This is a genomic window from Xylanibacter ruminicola (genome assembly GCF_900142525.1).
Taxonomy (GTDB): domain Bacteria; phylum Bacteroidota; class Bacteroidia; order Bacteroidales; family Bacteroidaceae; genus Prevotella; species Prevotella ruminicola_A.
The window spans coordinates 1-18,462 of record NZ_FRBD01000020.1 but is presented as its reverse complement, the minus strand read 5'-3'; the positions used below and the strand labels follow the sequence as shown (position 1 = coordinate 18,462).

The following is an 18,462-nucleotide window of genomic DNA, read 5'->3' as shown; positions in this document are numbered from 1 at the left end:
TATTTAAACAGCTTGATTCTACTTTCTCTTGAGTGCAAATAGGGTGATATCGTCGCTTTGTTCTGCTTCACCAACAAAGGCTGCAACATCGGCTCTCACCGTGTCGATAATCTGCTGACAATCCATACCGGCACATTTCTTTAACGATGCTTCCAATCGATCATCACCAAACATCTTGAAGTCGATATTCATTGCCTCATTCACGCCATCTGTGAACATTACGAGTGTTTCGCCAGGTTCTAGTTTCATTTGCATGTCGTGATACTCCAGTCCTTCTATAGCACCAACCAGGAAGTCTTTAGGCATAGGTAACATTTCTACGCTGCTGTCTGGCTTCAGGATGTATGGGGGATTATGACCGCCATTACAATAGGTGATTTCGCCTGTGCTGATTGTATAGATTCCATAAAAGACTGTGACGAACATGCAATTCACTGACTCATTGGAAAGCAACTGATTGGCATATTTCAGACATTCTGATGGCTTTCCGCCACGAATTCCTGTGGCACGAATCAATGTACGGCTCACAGCCATGAAGATGGCAGCTGGAATACCTTTACCACTTACATCCGCAATTACAAAGCCGATGTGGTCATCATCAATGCGGAAAAAGTCATAGAAATCGCCTCCAACATCTTTTGCTGCGTTCATAGATGCGGCAATGTCAAGTTGATGCTGGTTCTCAGGAAATGGTGGAAAAATTCGCGGCAGAATTGCCTGCTGAATCTCGCTTGCCACTGCCAGATCGCCTTTGATTGACTCCAGCTGGGTGTGCTCTTGTTGCATCTCGCGGATGTATTTGATCTGCTCGATTGCTTTCTCGATAGTAACACTCAGGTCGTCTAGATCTATTGGTTTTGTGGCGAAATCGAAGGCGCCATTGTTCATGGCCTGGCGGATATTTCCCATGTCACCATAAGCAGAAACCATGATACATTTGAGAGCAGGATTGCGCATCTCATTGATCTTCGTGAGTAACGTCAATCCGTCCATCTCGGGCATATTAATATCCGAAAGGATAATGTCATAATCCTTGTTTTTAACAAGCAAGGCTAGTGCTTCAAGCCCATTGTGGGCAAAAGAGAACTCGTATTCTCCCTTACGGATCTTCCTTCTAAAGTATTGGGTGAGCAGCAATTCCAAATCGCTCTCGTCATCTACACTAAGTATTTTTACAGCCATAAAGTTGAGTTTGGTTAATAATAATTTGCAAATTTAAGGCAAAAGTTTGATATTACCAAATTTTTTAGTAGATAATTGAAAATTTTTCTTTATATTTGTCCCCTGATAAGATGAAACTACTTGTTTTTAACCCTGAACATGACTTGGCATTGGCTGCAAATCTGAGTAATTTTACAGCCCCGCAAGCCGGACGTCAGCTGCGTGCAGACTTGGGATTTATTCCTGCAATCTGGGCTGGCGATGATGATTATATTTTGGTGGATGATGTAAAACAGGCTGAAATAGCCTATGGGCAATTGCGTGCTGAGTTAGGGCTAGCACCTAAGCAGTTTGTTGATAAAACGCAATTAAGTCGCCTATATATTAATAAGGTGGAACCTTGGGGGTGGGATTTGGCTCTGCGTTCGTTTCTGCTGAGGTATGGTGTGGATAATGTATCTTCAGAAGATGAAATTGCTATGATTCGTAATCTGTCGCATCGACGTCAGGGGGCCAGGTTATTGGAGAAATTGCAGATGGAAGGGGTTATCGGCATTTCGCAAGAGGCCGTCAGTATCGATGAGGTACATCAATTCATGAATGCACATCGGCATATTGTAGTAAAGGCACCTTGGAGTAGTAGTGGGCGAGGGGTGAGGTTCATTGCAGATACTATCGATGCTAATCAAGAACGTTGGATTAGCAACGTGATTGAAAAACAGGGCAGCGTGATGATTGAGCCTTATTATAATAAGGTGATGGACTTTGGGATGGAGTTTGAGAGTGATGGTGAGGGTAAGGTTGATTATCTGGGATTATCGTTATTCCATACCGTAAATGGTGCATATACAGGTAATCTGATAGCAGCAGAAGAAGATAAACTGAAAGTTTTAAGTGGTTATCTGTCAAGTACTTTTGTTGATAGTGTGAAGAAAAAGATATGTGATTGCCTTGGCGAAACTTTCAGCAGAAAATATCAGGGGCCGTTTGGCGTTGATATGATGATTGTAGCAGGTGATGATAATAAAGGATTTATGTTGCATCCATGTGTGGAGATTAATCTGCGTCGTACGATGGGACATGTGGCGCTGGCATTAACACCGTTTAGCGATGGACACAAACACGTGATGGAGATAACAAAAAGAGAGGATAACTTTAAGGTTATCCTCTCTCCAGTATCATAAGGTGAAACTTACTCAATAACAATCAGAGCATCGTCCTCCATTACACTCTCACCTATCTTTACGCAGATAGCTGTTACCTTACCATCCTTCTCGGCAGCCAGGTTGTTAGCCATCTTCATTGCCTCGAGTACTACAACAGTATCGCCAGCCTTCACTTCGTCACCCTCGGCAACCTTGATGTCAGTAATTACACCAGGCAGAGGAGCCTTAACGGCGTTAGCCTTGTTAACGGCAGCCTTGTTGGCTGTGGGCTCAGCGCTGCTTGATGCAGCAGCTGCGGGCTTTACTACAGGCTTTTTCTTCTCAGGTTCAGCCTGTTTCTCCATTTCTACTGTATACTGTTCGCCATTGACGGTCAGAGTAGCAATATTATCGGTAATATCGCCTACCACAACCTCATACTTATTACCATTAATGGTATACTTGTATTCTTTCATGTTTAGGGATGTTGAGTGAATGATTGTGCATAGCCATTCCACTGTGTGGGATGAGCGTTAATTGTAATGATGCCCGTTTCAACGTCGTGAACGTTGTTTCCCAGATGCTCGTGCAGGGCCAGGGCAATAGCAGCATATACTTCTTTATTCATACTTAATTATAACTGTCAATTACATAGGTATGTTACCATGTTTCTTAGCTGGCAGCGAGTCGCGCTTGGTAGCGAGCTGAGCCAGACCGCGGCAGATGCGGAAACGAGTGTTGCGAGGCTCGATCACATCATCGATGTAGCCATACTTGGCAGCCTGATATGGGTTAGCGAAGAGCTCATTGTATTCGTCTTCCTTCTCAGCGATGAATGCCTTAACGTCCTCACCAGCTTCCTTCTTAGCCTTAGCCTCCTTAGCGTACAGTACGGCAGCGGCACCTGATGCACCCATAACGGCAATCTCGGCTGATGGCCATGCGTAGTTAAGGTCGGTATGCAGCTGCTTAGAGCCCATAACGATGTGAGAACCACCGTAAGACTTACGAAGCGTAACGGTAATCTTGGGTACAGTAGCCTCTCCGTAAGCATAGAGCAGCTGAGCTCCGTGCAGGATAACGGCGTTGTACTCCTGACCTGTACCTGGCAGGAATCCTGGTACGTCTACGAGTGATACGATAGGAATGTTGAAGGCGTCGCAGAAACGAACGAAGCGTGCACCCTTACGGCTGGCGTTTACATCGAGCACACCAGCGTAGCAAGCAGGCTGGTTAGCAACGATACCTACGCTCTGACCATTGAAGCGAGCGAAACCAACGATGATGTTCTTAGCGAACTTAGGCTGAACCTCGAAGAACTCGCCGTTATCGGTGATAGCAGCGATAACCTTGTACATATCGTAAGCCTCGTTAGGATTTTCTGGGATAATCTCGTTCAGAGTGTCCTCCATACGGTTGATAGGATCGGTGCAAGGCTTCATTGGAGCTGTCTCCATGTTGTTTGATGGGATGTAGCTCAGCAGAGTCTTCAGCATCTGGATACCCTCTTCCTCAGTAGCAGCTGTGAAGTGAGTAACACCTGACTTAGTAGCGTGAACTGATGCACCACCCAGGTGCTCCTGATCGATATCCTCGCCAGTAACGGTCTTTACTACCTTTGGACCTGTGAGGAACATGTATGAAGTGTTCTCCATCATCAGGGTGAAGTCGGTGAGGGCAGGAGAGTAAACGGCACCACCTGCGCAAGGACCGAAGATACCTGAAATCTGTGGGATAACACCTGAAGCCAGGATGTTACGCTCGAAAATCTCAGCATAACCAGCCAGAGCGTTGATACCCTCCTGGATACGTGCACCACCTGAGTCGTTGATACCAATCAGAGGAGCACCCATCTTCATGGCCATATCCATAACCTTACAAATCTTCTGACTCATAGTCTCCGACAGAGAACCTGCGTGTACAGTGAAATCCTGTGCGAAGATGAATACCAGACGACCATCGATAGTACCTGAACCGGCAACAACGCCGTCGCCAAGGAACTGCTTCTTCTCCATACCGAAGTTATGGCAGCGATGCTCCTTAAACATATCGTACTCTTCGAACGAACCCTCGTCGAGCAGCATTTCTACGCGCTCACGAGCAGTATACTTACCGCGATCGTGCTGTTTCTGAATAGCTTTCTCACCACCACCGAGACGTGCCTGTTCGCGCTTCTCGATGAGTTGCTTGATTTTTTCTAATTGTTTGCTCATTGTTTTTATGTTACTATATGATAAAATTCGGTTTGTTACTCAGGGTGCTCACAGAGCTCTGTCAGGATTCCACAGGTTGACTTTGGGTGCAGGAATGCAATGTTCAGTCCTTCAGCTCCCTTGCGTGGCTTCTCGTCGATCAGGCGTACACCCTTCTCTGAAACCTCGGCAAGTGCCTTAGCTACGCCATCTTCTACGCAGAATGCTACGTGGTGTACACCCTTGTTGCCCTTGTCAAGCCACTTCTGGATGGTGCTTTCAGGTGATGTTGGCTCCAGCAACTCAAGTTTCACCTCGCCACACTTCAGGAAGGCGGTCTTCACTTTCTGGTCCTCAACAACTTCTGTTGCATAACACTCCAAGCCGAGCACGTCCTTAAAGAACGGCAGGCTTTCTTCGATGCTCTGGACGGCAATGCCCAGATGCTCAATGTGCGAAATCTTCATAACCTTAAAATTTAGAATTACTATTTCCGATGTGCAAAGGTACAAAACTTATATGAGAAAACACGCTTATTTTGCTTTTTTTATTAAAAAAAAGAGATTGTAGCGTAGAAATGTGCCACAATCTCTATTTTTATTCGAGTTATTACCAATTATCTGTTATATGGGTTGGTGTAAATCTTACTTTCGTCGTAAGAATCCTGCCATGCTCCATAGTTGTAGGCGTTGTTAGCCCAAGTCCTGAAGGCGGTATATGCATTGATAATGCTAACACGTTCTATCGGATAATTAAAATCGCCTGGAACAATCAGGGCAAATGGTGGTTCACCCTTCTCTGGCACGCGGATCTCATTACCTGCCTGTGAGTAGTTGCGGATATAGATGTTAGTGAGGAACTGCGGAATGGTAGTTGACTCACTTACCTCGTAGACTGCTGATACGGCGGAGATCACGCCTGCAGACAGCTCGGTATTGACGAAAGTATCGTTGGAAACACCAAACAGATCGTGAACCTCCTTGTTGTTAAGTTCTGTTCCGCTCACCAGTGATCCTCCAATACCCTCGATATAAACTTGGTCTTGTGCACCTGTTGCAATCAGCGACAACTCAAGTTGTGTAGGCGATTTGCGGATACAGCGCAGTACTACATCGTTCATATCGTAGTCGGCCACATTAGGACGGTCTTCGAAACACATGGTATATGGAAGATTGGCTACTTCCGGTACATCATCGAACATTAATACGCCGGTTTCACCAGAACTACCAATCTCTACGATGACATCGCTATACTGTGTGTCGGCTCCTTCCTCGAAGCAGAGGTAAACCTTGTTGTTGGCGTTGAATGTTGCCATACGTGGTGAATTCAACTCCATGCCGTAGGAGCTGACAGCTGTCTTAAACTGTCCGTAGGTATTGATTTCTGTATTCAATTCGCCATATCCGTACAAGCAGCCTTGTTTTTCGGTAGATGTCTTTTCTGAAACACCTTCACCACCATTCTTTCTGATCATAAAGCCGATACGATAGCCCTCAGGAATAATAGCCGAAGGTGTTGTGCTTGGGGGAACCATATGGTCAGATGGGTAGAGGGCAATAGGCAATTCGAAATCTGTAATAGCAGCTACTGGTGAGGGTGAATACTCCTCGAAAGTCCATTCTCTATATTCGTTCGTAGAATTCTTAGCACCAGTTCCCAGTTTTATGCCTGCGTCAGCTTTTACGCATTTGCTTTTGTTATATATGTATATATAGACTTGGGTTCTGCTATCTGTTGGATTAATTTTACTGTCGGTAATATAGAATTTATATTTTTGCAAAGAACTTTCGGTGATGTCATTTAAATAAGGGCGGTTATTGTTGCTATTTTGATCCTCTGGAAACCAAAGGAATTTCTTTGATGCAACGTTGTAGAACATAAAGGTACCATCAGATGAGTTTTCAAAAATCTGCCAGAGCTGTTCCTCAACGTTTTCTGTGTATTCTGCCTTCAAGTCGTCGTCTCGACCACCATTGGTGATAAAATGGTATTTATTATCAGAATAGTTGTAGATGCGATAGAGTTTTCCATCGGTGGTATAGCCATTTGATAGCAGACTGGCTGGCAGTAGTGAGAACTCTGAAACATTACCATAGAAAGGTAGCAGATACTCGTGCAATCTTTGGAATGTAGGGTCTTTATCATCTATAGCGATTCCGGAATTAGCGCTGAATGCCCGTCTCTCGGCAGTCACGTCGATAGCCTTGAATTTTGGTAAGGCCTTGATGTAGTCGGCTTCTGTGGTTCCTGTTGGAATATCCGCTGTTCTGTAGTAATAATAATAGATGCTGCACCAACAGGCCTCGGTAGAAGCCATCTGAACAGGGCATAGAGTGAGCGCAGCCTTGCCGTTACTTTCCAGATGGTTGCCGAATAACTTCACAGTGCTACTCTCGTTGATATACTGCAGATTATTTCTTGGTTTGCCGTTTACATATCGACTGAGCGAAGCATCGAATATATCCTGAAGGGTTGCCGCATCCTCATCGGATAAAGCTGGGGCGTCTTTGTAAATAACCGAATTGGACATTGTCCAACCGTTGGAATTTAAAGAACCGACAGGCTGCCACAAACGGTCTTGTTCCCAATTTTTGCCTATCCATTCGCTGTTTTTAGTAGAACGAATAGCGTTATACGATTTGAATGACGAACTGAAATCAAGACTAATAGTCGACAAGTCGGGCAGGCTTGACGATGCTCTGGTGATGCCTAAACCACGAGTGGTAGCAGGGGTGGAAGAACTGAAACTAATATTCTCGTCTTCGATATTGAAACCCTTAATATAATACTTTCCGTTGCTGTCTATGCAGGCTGCAATCAGTCGGTTGTTTGATCTTGGGGCATCGTAGTTTAATTTTACTGTCTGTCCGGCAGTAACATCGGCTTCAGCAAGAATCTTAGCCTGGTCATTAAAGAAGGGCGACTCTGTAAGAATCTGAACCTTAGCAATATCATCAAGGTCGGCATTAGCAGTGATGGTTACAGTTCCAGAAGTAACGGTACGCCAGTCCTGACTAGGGTCGATGAGACCGAAAATGTTTTCGGCGTTACTCATAATCTCATCAGACGGGTCGTAGTTAAACTCCTGCGTACAACTGTTTAAACTGCTTAAAGCTAAAATTGTTGTTAGTACCCAATTAGATTTCCTTTTCATCTCTATTTCTATTTTATTAGTTCCCAAATATACTTAAAACAAACTTCCTAAATTTGTGCAAAGATAATCGTTTTTATTTATATTGTACGCGCGTGATTTGAATATTTGTCTAATTTTAACAAATATTATAGTTCTATGGCAATTTTCGCATTAATTTGGCGATTCGTCAGGTAATTTGGTACGGCCCACTGTGTGTTGCTCACATCTGTAACCCAATAGTAGCTGTTTACGTTCGATATTCCAAATAGATTCAGGCAGTCTATTCCTAACCAAATGCCTTTAATTCCTTTTGCGTTTTTCAGGGCACAGTAGCTCATGCCGATGTCGGCTCGTTTGTAGGCAGGGGCGCGGTATTGCTGCTGTTCCAATCCACGGTGTGGAGCACCAAATGGCAGCCCGTCGGCAAAGGCAAGTCGTAATGTCATCTTCCATCTTTCAGTGCCAGGGAAATAGTCGGTAAAGTGCAGGTTTACGGCCCAGCGTTGGTCTGTAGGCATGGGTATCCACACGTTGTTAAGCTTCTGCCGGGTGCTCATCAGCGATAGTGTGAGCCACGAGTCGGTTCCCGGCACAAATTCGCCGTATAGTTTCAGATCCAGTCCTGTGGTGTATCCCTTGCTGATGTTGCCGCCGTAGTAAGTTATCTTCATGTTCTGTACGTTGTATGGTATCAGGTTTGATAAGGCTTTGTAATAGGCCTCGGCGGTGAATTTGAAGTGGCGGTTCAGCATCTTGAAACGATAGTCGGCAGCTGCGATGAAGTGTATTGACTGCTGACTTTTTATGTGGTCGTTCAATACGGCTGTTGTTATGCCGTTGACTGTTGTCGTATCACGCATTTCCTTGTAGAATGGTGCCTGATAATAAATGCCTGTTGCCAGACGGAAGGTGACATCGTTGTTGAAGGCTGGAACGATGGCCAGCGATGCACGAGGCGATACGGTGGTCTCTTTGTTATATGACCAGTTTGTGAGCCTGATTCCATAGTTTAGTGTGTAGTAGTTGTTGCCTTTGTTCCATCTGTAGTTGTCCTGCAGATAAGCCTCAATCCTATTGCTGCTGATGCTGTTGTTGGCAGTCAGCGTGTAAATCAGATCCAGACGATCGGCAGAGTGGGGTATGGAGTATCCGCTCGAGTCGCGCATTTCGTATTCGCGGCTCTGCTCCTTTATTTTCTCAGTCTTAAAACAGATGCTGGCTTCCATGTCGTGGTAGCGGGTACGATGATGACCTATCAGCTTAAAACTCAGTACGTCGGCTGTCAGATAGTTGCGTGCGTGCTCCATATATGTGCCCACTCCCAGGCTCTCTTGTGTCTGGGTGTCGTTAAGCCAATACTGACCTACTATGTCGTATGTTTCGCGCTCCTTGGTGTGGAATGCTGATGTCAGTAATTTTATACTTGTAGAGTCTTTGATGTTTCGTGTGATTCCAAGCGCTCCAAAGAGGGTGCTGAACCGGTCCTTCTCTTCACCGTCGAAGTATACCTTAAACTGCTTTACATCGGCCAGTGTACCAAAGCTTGTTTCGCGGTTTTCTGGTTTAAAGTTGTAGTGATTATCCGATATGTTTCCTATTAAATCTATCGTCCATTTTTTACTTGGATTATAACTTATATATGTTTGATAATCAATAAAATTAGGTCTGTATTCTCCCGTAGTTTCTATAGAGCCTAGCAGGTATCTGTTGGTCTTGTATCTGATGCCGTGGCTCATCGAGAATCGGCTGTTGCCGTAGCCCACAAATGCGCTTGCTCCTAATAGCGATGCCGTGGCATTGGCTTCGAAGCCTTTTATGCGGCGATAGGTGATGTCGAGAACCGACGACATTTTGTTGCCATATTTGGCTTCGAATCCACCAGTCGAGAAACCTATTTTTTCTACCATATCAGGGTTGATAACAGAGAGCCCTTCCTGCTGCCCGCTGCTGATAAGGAATGGACGGTAAACCTCAGTCTGATTGATGTAAACAGAGTTCTCGTCGAACGATCCGCCACGTACATTATACTGCGACGACAGCTCGTTGTGGGTCGATACGCCAGCTTGTTGCTGTATCAGCTCCTCAGTGGCATTACCTGTGGTAGATGGCGACTGTTTCAGGTCTTTTCTGTCCAGCTGTTCTGTTTGCGATGTCTGTCGGCGGCGCTGGGTTACTGTTACCTCGCTCAGTGTGGCAGCAGTGTGCATCACTATCTGCACCGTCATCTTTCCCTTGGGCTTGCGGAAAAGGCGCTTTCTCACGCCGTAGCCCACCATCGTAAACCTTACTTCTACTGAATCAGCCGTGTGTAAACCGATGCTGAACTCACCTTTCAGATTAGTCATGGTTACCTTTCCCTGAGCGGCGCACGATACGGTTACCAGTTCCAGTGCACGCCCTTCTTCGTCGATCACTTTCCCCTTCAGGGTGAAGTCGTCGGCGACTATCTGCAAGGTGCTCATAGCGAGCATCAATATGGTGATGAATAGCTTCAAACTGAGTCTCATTCTGATAATATAACGCTAAAAATGTATTTTTATTTGCTAATATTTCGTTTTTTCTTGGCTGTTTTGATAAAAATTTCTATTTTTGCACAGTGAATTTTAAAAAGCAATATTAATGAAGAAGTTTATACTTACAGCGTTTGTATACCTGTTTTGTATCTCGTTAGTACAAGCTTCTCCTGTTGATGAGGAGACGGCTCGTAAATCAGCCACTAATTTTCTGCGTAGCACAATACCAGCTACGCGTAGTGCTAACCTTAGTCTTACACGCGCTATAACCGGCGTTGCCGATGGCGATGATGCTGGTATCTATGTGTTTAACTCAGCCGATGCTTATGTGGTGATAAGTGCCGATGATGAGTTGCCTGCCGTATTGGCTTTTGGTGATGGTAAGCCGTATTATGCTGCCACTGCTCCAGCTGCCATGAAGGCCATGCTCGAGGCATATAGCAATGTTGCTAAGACCACGGCGAAAACTCGAGGCTTAGTAGATACACATGCTGATATCGAGCCACTGGTTAAGACGCAATGGAATCAGAGCGAACCTTACAATCTGCAATGCCCTAAAGATAAAGAAGGCGTACATTATCCCACAGGATGTGTTGCCACAGCTATGGCTCAAATTATGTATTATCACAAGTGCCCATCTACCTACGATTGGGATAAGATGACCACCACCTATAAATCGACTGATACTGGTACAGCTGCTAATGCTGTGGCCAAGTTGATGGCAGATTGTGGTAACAGCGTATTTATGGAGTATGCTTCTGATGGATCTAGTGCTCGCACACTGGATGCATGCGAAGCCTTGCGCAATGATTACGGTTATGCTGAGACTACTGACTTTGTACTGCGTACTGCTTATACGGCTAAATCGTGGGATGAGTTGATATATGCTGAGTTGGCTGCCAAACGCCCTGTATTATATGGAGGTAATTCGTGCTCGTCGGGTCAAGGTATTGCTGGTCATGCGTTTGTTATCGATGGATATAAGCTTAAAGATGGCACGGGCTATTACCATGTAAACTGGGGATGGGGTGGTTATAGCGATGGCTATTTCCTGATATCTGTGCTCGACCCAGAATATGAGTATACAGGAGGAAATGCGGGTTCTAGTGGCTATTCATTGGATCAAGAGGCTATTATTGGTATCCAGCCAGCTACTACTGCGTTGGAAAATGCTACACGTTATACGTTGCGCGATGTTTATGTTGTTGGTGATAAGAGTAGCTTTAATCGTACATCCTCTGGTAATTTCACTGGTTTTGCCATCAATTTCAGCTTCTATAATTTGGCGATGCCTGAGGCTACACGCTCGTACGATTATCGTGTGGCACTCTATAAAGATCGTGAGCTTGTAAAGGTTCTTGAAGAGTATACATTTATGGATAGTAAAGGTGATAAGAATTTTGAATACGGATATGGATTAAAGGGAATGCAAACTAACCTGCTGACATTTGGTAAAGGTCTTGATGATGGCAAATACCAGATAAGGTTCCTTAGCCGTGAATCAGGTAAGACGGAATGGCACTGGGCCATGAACTCCATCTTTATGTATACAGAAGTTACCATCAGTGGTAATACCCTGACTACTGAGAATTTCGGACGTTATGCCATTAAGAGTCCCGAACCAGATTTTACCATTAACAGTGTTGATGTTAGTGGAGCGAAAAAGGTGGGCGAGCCCATCACTTTCACCATTAATCTTACTGATAAAAATAATTATGGTAATGCTCCTATCTTCCTGTGGGGTAATGCCAGCATTGCTGAGGGTAGCAATAAATTCCAGTTATTAACGGGTGGTGGTACAAACCTTGATCCAGGCGAAACAGGTACCGTAGTGCTGAAGTATACACCACAGCGTGCAGGCAACTTTACTTTCTATCTCAGTTCTTCTAGCGATAAACTTAATAAACAGGGTGATGCGATTGAAGTCTCCTCTATTTCAGGTATGGCTCTGCATATGGATTTAGAGGTTGATGGTGCAAAATCTACTTCTTATGGTTGGAACGATGCTGCTACAGGAACTACGTTGAGTGGTAAGGCCTACATTACTAATTATGGTTCAGAGGTATATGATGATCAAATTAATATTGAATTGTACGGCGGTACCAGCGCGAATGGTCTCAATCGAGTGGATGTTCAGAAACCTTATAAGCCAATTGCTGTTGGCGAAACGGTAGAATTCTCATTTAGTTTCGATAATCTTACCGTTGGCAATTATTATTTGCCGCTGTTCATGGGATGGAATGGCAATGACCCGTTCCCTCTCAATTTCGAGTTGTTTGAAAAGGATGGCAAATCATATTTCTCATACAAATATAGTGCAATATATCATCTGGTAGAGGGCACAGCCATCCAGAGTATCAAGCAGGATGTACCAGCTGATGCCGACGTCTACGATATGCGTGGTGTGCGTGTGGGCAAGGCCTCGCAGCTCAAGAGCCTGCCTAAGGGCATATACATTATTAATAAACAGAAAGTAATCAACAATTAAACTCTTATTTGCGTTATGATCGACTATATCATGCAACATCTTTGGCAGTTGTGGGCCGTAGTAGCCGTTATCTGCCTGATTCTTGAACTCACGGCGGGCGATTTCTTTATTTTCTGCTTCGCCATTGGTGCCGCCGCAGCCGCCATCATAGCAGCTCTGGGCGCAGGTATCTATATCCAGATAGCCGTGTTTGCCATCGTTACGCTGCTCAGCCTGTTCTATGTGCGCCCCTTTGCCAAGCGCTATCTGCATAAGGGCGAAGATAAGCGCGTTAGTAATGCCGATGCCTTGATGGGCCGCGAGGGCAGGGTAGTAGAGACCGTGAAAGCTGGTGGCTACGGCCGAGTACAGATTGATGGCGACATCTGGAAGTCGGTAACCCACGAGCAGGCCGACATCCCCGAGGGTGCCAGCGTTCGCGTTGTAGGTCGCGAGAGCACCATCATCACAGTAGAATCAATTCATTAACAATTTAAAAAACTATTATTATGGACATTGCAACTTACATCCTGATTGCCATCGTGGTTTTGGTGATTATCTTTGCCAAGATGACGCTTGTTATTATTCCACAGTCAGAAACCAAGATTATCGAGCGCTTGGGGCGTTATTACGCCACCCTCCAGCCGGGTATCAACATCATCATCCCGTTCATCGATCGCGCCAAGTCTATCGTAGTGCTTCACCACGGCCGCTATATGTACTCAACCACTATCGATCTGCGTGAACAGGTGTACGACTTCCCTAAGCAGAACGTGATTACCAAGGATAACGTGCAGACTGAAATCAATGCGCTGCTCTACTTCCAGATTGTAGATCCGTTCAAGGCCACCTACGAGATCAACAACCTGCCTAACGCCATCGAGAAGCTTACCCAGACCACCCTGCGTAACATTATCGGTGAACTGGAGCTCGACGAGACGCTGACCTCGCGCGATACTATTAATAAGAAGCTGAGTGCCGTGCTCGACGATGCCACCGACAAGTGGGGCGTCAAGGTGAACCGCGTAGAGCTGCAGGACATCACACCTCCTGATTCTGTGCTCACCGCCATGGAGAAGCAGATGCAGGCCGAGCGTAACAAGCGCGCACAGATTCTGACTTCTGAGGGTCAGAAGGCTGCCGAGATTCTGGCTTCTGAGGGTGAGCGCACCGCCATCGTTAACAAGGCTGAGGCTGCCAAGGAGCAGGCTATCCTGCAGGCTGAGGGTGAGGCTCAGGCACGCATCCGTAAAGCTGAGGCCGAGGCTAAGGCCATCGAACTCATTACCCAGGCTGTAGGCAAGAGCACTAATCCTGCCAACTATCTGCTGGCTCAGAAGTACATCCAAATGATGCAGGAGCTGGCCGAGGGCGAAAAGACAAAGACGGTTTACCTGCCTTACGAGGCCACTAATCTGCTTGGCTCAATTGGTGGTATTAAGGACCTATTTAAAGCAGAATAACACTAAAATGAAAAAAATCGCAGCATTTTGCTGCGATTTTCATTTAAATTGTGTATCTTTGCAGCCGATAAGATTACAGATTTATGGTACACAATATTTTTAAGGGGCTTGGTATTGCACTCATCACCCCATTCAAAGAAGACGGCTCGGTTGACTACGATGCGCTGATACGTCTTGTAGACTATCAGCTTAACAATGGCGCCGACTTCTTTTGTATTCTCGCTACAACTGGCGAGACACCAACACTTACACGCGAAGAAAAGCAGAAAATCAAGGATCTTATAGTAGATTACGTGCAGGCGCGCGTACCTATTTTAATGGGATGCGGCGGCAACAACACGGCTGCTGTCATCGAAGAGCTGAAAACGGCCGACTTCAAGGGTATCGACGGCGTGCTCAGCGTGTGTCCTTACTACAACAAGCCATCGCAAGAGGGCCTCTACCAGCACTTCAAGGCTATTGCGGCTGCCACATCGCTGCCCGTAGTGCTCTATAATGTGCCTGGTCGTACGGGCGTTAACCTGCAGGCTGCCACTACCGTTCGCCTGGCGCGCGACTGCAAGAATATCGTAGCCATCAAGGAGGCCAGCGGCAATCTTGAGCAGGTAGACGAGATTATCAAGAACAAGCCTGCCGACTTCGATGTTATCTCGGGCGACGACTCGCTCACCTTCCCCATGGTTAGCTGCGGCGCAGTAGGTGTCATCTCTGTTATCGGCAATGCCCTGCCTAAGGAGTTCTCGCGCATGATCCGCCTCCAGATGCGAGGCGAGTACGATCCTGCCCGTACCATCCACCACCGCTTTACCGACCTGTTCTCGCTGCTCTTTGTCGATGGCAACCCTGCTGGCGTAAAGGCTATGTTGTCGGAGATGGGCTTCATTGAGAATGTGCTCCGCCTGCCGCTTGTGCCCATGCGCATCAACAACATGCAGCGTATGGCCGAGATTCTGAAAGAGCTTAAGATATGATAGAATCCAAGGTAATCCACGAGATTACGCCTCTGATGGGTAAGGATGTGCTCTACATTGCCGAACGCCGCAAAAAAGAGTTCACTTATCCCATCCATAATCATAAGGTTTTCGAGCTTAACTTCGTAGAGCATGCCCCTGGCGTTCGCCGTATCGTGGGCGACTCTAACGAGGTGATAAGCGACTACGATCTGGTGCTCATTACCAGCCCCGACCTGGAGCACGTCTGGGAGCAGGGCTCATGTACCAGCGAAGACATCCACGAAATCACCGTCCACTTCGAGTTCGATTTTTCCGACGAGAGCCTGTTTGGGCGCAATCCGTTTAATTCCGTGCGCCACATGCTGCAGGAGGCTCGCAAGGGGCTCAGTTTCCCCATGGATGCCATCATGCGCGTTTACCCCATGCTGTCGTCGCTCTGCCAGGTCAAGGATGGCTTCTATGCCTTCATGCAGTTCCTCACCATTCTCTACGAGTTGTCTAAGTGCGATGGCGCCCATACGCTGGCCTCCAGCAGCTTTGCCAAGGTCGAGGTTACCAGCGACAGCCGCCGCGTGCAGAAGGTGAAGAGCTACATCGAACAGAATTACAAGAACGAGATACGCCTTACCACTCTCGCCAACATCGCCGGTATGAGTCCTTCGGCCTTCAGCCGATTCTTCAAGCTGCATACAGGTCGCAACCTCAGCGAGTATATCATCGACCAGCGTTTGGGCTATGCCAGCCGTTTGCTTGTGGATAGTACCAACTCTGTAGCCGAAATCAGTTATCAGTGTGGGTTCAACAATCTGAGCAACTTCAATCGCATTTTTAAGAAACGTAAGGGTTGTAGCCCCTCAGAATTTCGCGAAAACTATCATAAAACTCGCATAATAGTGTAAAAACGCACTTTTTTCAAAAAAAAACTCGAAAACATTTGGTCAAGTCGAGAAAAGTGTGTACCTTTGCACCCGCAAATCGGAAATGGTTCCGTAGCTCAACTGAATAGAGCATCTGACTACGGATCAGAAGGTTGTGGGTTTGAATCCCGCCGGAATCACTTCTCAAGGTTGCAATCGTTCCACGGAACAGGGTTCCGTAGCTCAACTGAATAGAGCATCTGACTACGGATCAGAAGGTTGTGGGTTTGAATCCCGCCGGAATCACGAAGACGAGAAAATGACTGCCAAATGGCGGTCATTTTTCATTTAGGGGAATGACTCCTGAGAATAATTTGTTGCGGGCGGTGAGGTCGGAGAAGAACTTTGAGGCGTTCCAGGAGAATGTTGATTCTTCGGGAGCGACTGTTGGTTGGGGCTTGGGAATTATAGAGGTCATATTATCAACAATATTTATTATTTAGTGCAAATTTAGTTAAGAAAATAAGGCAGACAAAAGACATCGAATGCGTTTGCTGAAATATACGGGTGATTCGCAGAATAATTTTTCGTAGGAAAGAAAATATGAATACCTTTGCACCATCGAAAGAAATCAATTTAAGTATAACTAAAAGAAAGAAAAGATGAAAAAGATTGTATTAATGATGGTAGCGCTGATGATGCTGACAATGGCACAGGCTAAGACAAAGCCAAATTCATCGCAAAAGAAGATGACTCATTCAGAGATGACTACTCAGATGACCAGCAAGCTCAAGCTGAACGATACGCAGAAGAAAAAGGTGGCAGCTCTGAATAAAGAGTACGAATCAGTACTACAAGGACCGGGTATGTGCGATCAGAAGAATGGAAAGCAGCAGACAAAAAAGACTGATAACAAGGAAAAAAACTGTTGCCCCGAAATGACTGATGCTCAAAAGACTCAGATGAAGCAGCAACAGGTAAAGCGTCAGGAGTATGAATTGAAACTTAAGAAGATACTAACTGACGACCAGTACAAGAGCTATCAGAAGATGCAACCACAGCAAGGTAACAAACAGGGTAAGGATATCAAAAAGAAGTCTTCAAATTAACTACTTTATTTAATCAGATTCGCCAGCACTCCTTAGGAGAACGCTGGCGAATTTTTGTGTTGTTTTCGGAGTTCTGCTGTAGACAAGTCAGATGCGAACAGACGATAGACCATGAGCAGCTGCAGGTCTGTCAATTCGGCCCAACTTTCGGGGAGTATGATATTGAACTTTTTCATATTGCAAAGGTACGAAAGAAGTTCGTGGCAAGAAAAGACAAAAAGAGAATCCCATATCACTATGAGATTCCCTTGGGCCTCCTAAGAGGTATATATTCTAACTCAACTAACAATTACTTATCTGCGACCTGCAAAATGACCAGACATGCTACGGTTATTATTGGTAGCCATAGCCTTGTGACGCTCGTTGGTACCATGCTTCTTGTCATTGTGAACAGCAGGCTTATGATGCTTTCCACCCTTGTATGTTACGTATACCTTTGGATATGCATTGTAGAAATGACCTCTGTTGTAGTGAGAGTAAACGGCAAGAGTAAATCCACCAGCCTTCCATGCTACGGGGCGATAGAAGCGAGAAAGTGTGATGTACTTGTCGTACTGCCATGCATTGAGAACATAGCGGAGCTCAGCATTGCGGCGATCCCACCAGATTCCGAATACATCTGCACGTCCGTTGAGATTCATCAGATAATCGAGATTTATCTCATATACATCCTCATACTGTGAAGCTGTGAGGTTCAGCTCATATGCCATCTTGTCGCTCAGGAACAGTGCCTCGTTCTTTGCTGCGGAATAGCTCATCGCGCGGGCCGAGATAGTCATTACCATCATCATTGCCATTACCATCAAACGCTTAGTGCTCACTATCGTTTTCTTCATAATCGTACCTCCTATATTTAAAAGTTCGACATTTGTTTCTTGATCACGGTGCAAAGTACGGCATTTTTCGCGGCATTTCAAAAGGATTTATCCTAAACTGGCAATGGGAAATCCCTAAACTTGAGTAGGAATTTCCCATATTATTTAATTAAAAAATAGATGATAGCAGAGAGTACAAGTAGCTGCCAAAGGATTAGACTATACCAATTCTTTACCGAATGGTGACAGGGCCAGCTTTGCCAGACGGAAATGCATCTTCCCGAAGGGTATACCAATGATGGTGATGCAGAAAATGACTCCATAGAATACATGAGTGAGCCAGATCCAGATGCCGCCCACCAAAGATAATCCAAATGATGTTTCCTAATGTCTTCATTCTAATCTCTTTCTAAAAGTCTCTAACTTTTAGACGTAATCCAAAGTCGAAAAGTTGCAAGCCTATTTCATATTTCTATTAAAATATTGTTAAGTATGCATGTTGGATGGCCTGTATTTTGTGGTTTTTTAGTATCTTCGCAACCGTTTTGCGCACAAAGGCGTGCGGCAGTGCGGCAGCGCGGCATTAGGTGTTTGCATAGTATAGTAGTGAGGCATATATATCTATTTTAAATTATTATATATTATAATATATAA

General features: G+C 45.5%; 15 protein-coding genes, 2 tRNA genes and 1 pseudogene. 9 read left to right on the top strand and 9 right to left on the bottom strand.

Annotated elements, in window-relative coordinates:
* Nucleotides 1–18 precede the first annotated feature (18 nt).
* Nucleotides 19–1,182 (bottom strand): PP2C family protein-serine/threonine phosphatase, encoded by a 1,164-nt coding sequence (locus tag BUB86_RS12990; protein WP_073210224.1) that lies wholly within the window; start codon nt 1,180–1,182, stop codon nt 19–21.
* Between the two features lie 110 nt (nt 1,183–1,292).
* Here BUB86_RS12990 and BUB86_RS12985 point away from each other — a divergent pair, with 110 nt between their 5' ends.
* Nucleotides 1,293–2,345 carry a hypothetical protein gene (locus BUB86_RS12985; protein WP_073210221.1) on the top strand — a complete coding sequence of 351 codons (1,053 nt, stop codon included), beginning with the start codon at nt 1,293–1,295 and terminating at the stop codon, nt 2,343–2,345.
* Nucleotides 2,346–2,353: 8 nt separating this feature from the next.
* Here BUB86_RS12985 and BUB86_RS12980 read toward each other — a convergent pair whose 3' ends face one another.
* From BUB86_RS12980 to BUB86_RS12960, 6 genes are all read right to left on the bottom strand, one after another.
* Entirely contained in the window at nt 2,354–2,782 is a 429-nt protein-coding gene (locus BUB86_RS12980; protein ID WP_073210218.1) for a biotin/lipoyl-containing protein, read from the bottom strand.
* A 2-nt stretch (nt 2,783–2,784) separates the two neighbouring features.
* Entirely contained in the window at nt 2,785–2,934 is a 150-nt protein-coding gene (locus BUB86_RS17705) for a hypothetical protein (RefSeq protein WP_175549504.1), read from the bottom strand.
* Between the two features lie 19 nt (nt 2,935–2,953).
* Nucleotides 2,954–4,519: an acyl-CoA carboxylase subunit beta gene (locus tag BUB86_RS12975; RefSeq protein ID WP_073210216.1), complete on the bottom strand. Its 1,566-nt coding sequence runs from the start codon at nt 4,517–4,519 to the stop codon at nt 2,954–2,956.
* Between the two features lie 35 nt (nt 4,520–4,554).
* Nucleotides 4,555–4,965: a methylmalonyl-CoA epimerase gene (gene mce, locus BUB86_RS12970; RefSeq protein WP_072289972.1), complete on the bottom strand. Its 411-nt coding sequence runs from the start codon at nt 4,963–4,965 to the stop codon at nt 4,555–4,557.
* A gap of 149 nt (nt 4,966–5,114) precedes the next feature.
* Nucleotides 5,115–7,553, bottom strand: coding sequence for a DUF4842 domain-containing protein (locus tag BUB86_RS12965; protein WP_073210214.1), 2,439 nt, complete (start codon nt 7,551–7,553; stop codon nt 5,115–5,117).
* Between the two features lie 224 nt (nt 7,554–7,777).
* Entirely contained in the window at nt 7,778–10,138 is a 2,361-nt protein-coding gene (locus tag BUB86_RS12960) for a TonB-dependent receptor (RefSeq protein ID WP_073210212.1), read from the bottom strand.
* A gap of 112 nt (nt 10,139–10,250) precedes the next feature.
* On the opposite strand from BUB86_RS12960, the gene BUB86_RS12955 reads away from it, so the two are divergent.
* The 8 genes from BUB86_RS12955 (at nt 10,251) to BUB86_RS12920 (ending at nt 16,993) form a co-directional block, all read left to right on the top strand.
* The gene (locus BUB86_RS12955) at nt 10,251–12,632 is read left to right on the top strand and encodes a C10 family peptidase (RefSeq protein ID WP_073210209.1); all 2,382 of its coding nucleotides are present in this window, start codon (nt 10,251–10,253) and stop codon (nt 12,630–12,632) included.
* 15 nt (nt 12,633–12,647) lie between these two features.
* Nucleotides 12,648–13,100 (top strand): NfeD family protein, encoded by a 453-nt coding sequence (locus tag BUB86_RS12950; protein ID WP_073210207.1) that lies wholly within the window; start codon nt 12,648–12,650, stop codon nt 13,098–13,100.
* A gap of 20 nt (nt 13,101–13,120) precedes the next feature.
* A complete protein-coding gene (locus BUB86_RS12945) occupies nt 13,121–14,074 on the top strand; it encodes an SPFH domain-containing protein (RefSeq protein WP_073210205.1) in 954 nt (317 codons plus the stop codon).
* A gap of 83 nt (nt 14,075–14,157) precedes the next feature.
* Nucleotides 14,158–15,045 carry a 4-hydroxy-tetrahydrodipicolinate synthase gene (dapA, locus tag BUB86_RS12940; protein WP_073210203.1) on the top strand — a complete coding sequence of 296 codons (888 nt, stop codon included), beginning with the start codon at nt 14,158–14,160 and terminating at the stop codon, nt 15,043–15,045.
* The gene (locus tag BUB86_RS12935) at nt 15,042–15,926 is read left to right on the top strand and encodes an AraC family transcriptional regulator (RefSeq protein ID WP_073210201.1); all 885 of its coding nucleotides are present in this window, start codon (nt 15,042–15,044) and stop codon (nt 15,924–15,926) included. Before dapA ends, BUB86_RS12935 begins: the two co-directional genes overlap by 4 nt.
* A gap of 84 nt (nt 15,927–16,010) precedes the next feature.
* Nucleotides 16,011–16,084, top strand: a tRNA-Arg gene (locus tag BUB86_RS12930).
* A gap of 32 nt (nt 16,085–16,116) precedes the next feature.
* Nucleotides 16,117–16,190: transfer RNA gene (locus tag BUB86_RS12925), tRNA-Arg, on the top strand.
* 356 nt (nt 16,191–16,546) lie between these two features.
* Nucleotides 16,547–16,993, top strand: a complete 447-nt coding sequence (locus BUB86_RS12920; RefSeq protein WP_081373248.1) for a DUF4890 domain-containing protein — start codon at nt 16,547–16,549, stop codon at nt 16,991–16,993.
* A gap of 293 nt (nt 16,994–17,286) precedes the next feature.
* On the opposite strand, the gene BUB86_RS12915 is transcribed toward BUB86_RS12920, so the two are convergent.
* Both BUB86_RS12915 and BUB86_RS12910 read right to left on the bottom strand, forming a co-directional pair.
* On the bottom strand, nt 17,287–17,829 hold the full coding sequence (locus tag BUB86_RS12915; RefSeq protein ID WP_073210197.1) for a hypothetical protein: 543 nt from the start codon (nt 17,827–17,829) through the stop codon (nt 17,287–17,289).
* 198 nt (nt 17,830–18,027) lie between these two features.
* Nucleotides 18,028–18,171, bottom strand: a pseudogene (locus BUB86_RS12910) (YccF domain-containing protein); the annotation flags it as partial.
* Between the last annotated feature and the right edge of the window lie 291 nt (nt 18,172–18,462).